This window comes from Nguyenibacter vanlangensis (genome assembly GCF_013376155.1).
Lineage (GTDB): Bacteria > Pseudomonadota > Alphaproteobacteria > Acetobacterales > Acetobacteraceae > Gluconacetobacter > Gluconacetobacter vanlangensis.
Genome location: NZ_JABXXP010000521.1, coordinates 1 through 2040 on the forward strand (window position 1 = coordinate 1; position 2040 = coordinate 2040).

The window sequence follows — 2040 nt, forward strand, 5'->3', positions numbered from 1 at the left end:
GACGCCGCCGGGCGGTTCGGCCGGGCGGGACGCGCCGGCCGTGGATGAGGCGGCGGCGCCCTCGCTCACATCTCCTCCGCCGGATTGTCGCGCCGCACCAGCGCGTCGACGGCCTGTTCGACCAGTTCGGCGATGATGGCCGCGACCGGCTGGACCGCGCTGATCATGCCGACCGATTGTCCGGCCATGACCGAGCCGTTTTCCACGTCGCCGTCGATGACGGCGCGGCGCAGCGAGCCGGCCCAGAAATGCTCGATCTCGAGCTGGGCTTGCTCCCGCGTGAATTCGCCGTCGAGGAAGCGGCGGACCGTTTCGCCCTGGTGGCGCAGGAAGGCGCGCGTGCCCTCGTTGGTCAGGCCGCGGACCGGGATGACGGGGAAGCGTTCGTCGAGCTGGATGGAGGCGACCGCGTCGCGCGCGTTGGCGCGGACGAAGGCGGCCTTGAAGCGGTCATGCGCGATGCTTTCGGCCGAGGCGGCGAAGCGGGTGCCGAGCTGCGCGCCGGCCGCACCCTGTTCGAGATAGGACAGGATGGCCTCGCCCCGGCCCAGGCCGCCCGCGACGAAGACCGGCACCGAGCGGATGAAGGGCAGGACCTCCTGCGCCAGGACGGTCAGCGAGACCGGGCCGATATGGCCGCCGGCCTCGGCGCCCTCGATTACCAGGGCGTCCACGCCCATGCGGACCAGACGCTTGGCCAGGACCAGCGCCGGGGCGAAGGCGATGGCCCGCGCGCCGCCGTCCTTGATCGCGCGGATCGCCGGACCGGGGGGGATGCCGCCGGCCAGGACGACATGCGTCACCTTCGCCGCGAGGCAGACGCGGACCAGGTCGTCCAGCCTGGGATGCATGGTGATCAGGTTGACGCCGAAGGGGCGGCTGGTCATCGCCTGGGTGGCGGCGATTTCCTCGGCCAGGCGGTCGGGTTCCATCGCGCCGCAGGCCAGCACGCCGAACCCGCCGGCATTGGAGATGGCCGAGACCAGGTTGCGTTCGCTGACCCACGACATGGCGCCGCCGAGGATGGCGTAGCGGCTGCCGAGGAAGCCCGTGCCGGCGGACCAGAGGCGGTCGAGCCGCGCGCGCGCGGCAGAACGAGCGGTGTCATGCGCGGCGTCAGGCGCCGCCGTGTCGTGGGCCTGTTCGTTGCCCTCGGGGGGCGGGGAAAAATCGTCCATCATCGTCAGGCCGCGTCGAGACCGTAGGCGGTGTGCAGGGCGCGCACCGCCAGTTCGGTATATTCCGATGCGATCAGGACGGATACCTTGATCTCGCTGGTCGAGATGACCTGGATGTTGATGTTGCGATCAGACAGGGTGCGGAACATCGTGTTGGCGACCCCGGCATGCGAGCGCATGCCGACCCCGACCACGCTGATCTTCACGACGTCGTCGTCGGTGACCAGTTCGCCGTACTGGATCACGCCCTTCGCGGCCTCGAGCGCCTGGATGGCGCGGGCCAGGTCGGTCTTGCCGGTGGTGAAGGTCATGTTGGTCAGGCCGTCGGCCCCCGTGCTCTGCACGATCATGTCCACGTTCACGTTGGCCGCCGTCAGCGGGCCGAAGATCGCCGCCGCGATGCCGGGACGGTCGGGGATGCTTCTGACGGACAGCTTGGCTTCGTCGCGCGAGTAGGCGATGCCGGCGACCAGTTCCTTTTCCACGATTTCGTCCTCATCAACCACTAATGAACCGGGCAGGCTGCCTTCCGCCGGGGCGGGACCGTCGACGAAGCTGGACAGGACCTGCACCCGGACGCGTTCCTTCATCGCCAGTTCGACGCTGCGGGTCTGCAGCACCTTGGCGCCCACCGACGCCAGTTCGAGCATCTCTTCGTACGTGATCTTATCCAGCTTGCGCGCCCTCGCAACAATGCGGGGGTCGGTGGTGTAGATTCCGTCGACATCGGTGTAGATGTCGCACCGGTCGGCCTGGATCGCCGCGGCCAGCGCCACGGCCGAGGTGTCCGACCCGCCGCGGCCGAGGGTGGTGACCCGGCCGTCGGGGCCCAGGCCCTGGAAGCCGGCCATCACGGGCACCT

2 protein-coding genes are annotated in these 2040 nt (G+C 69.7%); both read right to left on the reverse strand.

What is annotated here, in order from left to right; genetic code table 11:
• Positions 1 to 65 precede the first annotated feature (65 nt).
• The gene (locus HUK84_RS16125) at positions 66 to 1178 is read right to left on the reverse strand and encodes an NAD(P)H-dependent flavin oxidoreductase (RefSeq protein ID WP_176641196.1); all 1113 of its coding nucleotides are present in this window, start codon (positions 1176 to 1178) and stop codon (positions 66 to 68) included.
• 5 nt (positions 1179 to 1183) lie between these two features.
• The coding region (locus tag HUK84_RS16130; protein ID WP_176641195.1) for an aspartate kinase at positions 1184 to 2040 on the reverse strand (857 nt) is incomplete at its 5' end.

Coding starts and splice junctions, on each gene's coding strand:
- HUK84_RS16125 (WP_176641196.1), bottom strand. CDS start 1,178: ATGGACGATTTTTCCCCGCCCCCCGAGGGCAACGAACAGGCCCACGAC.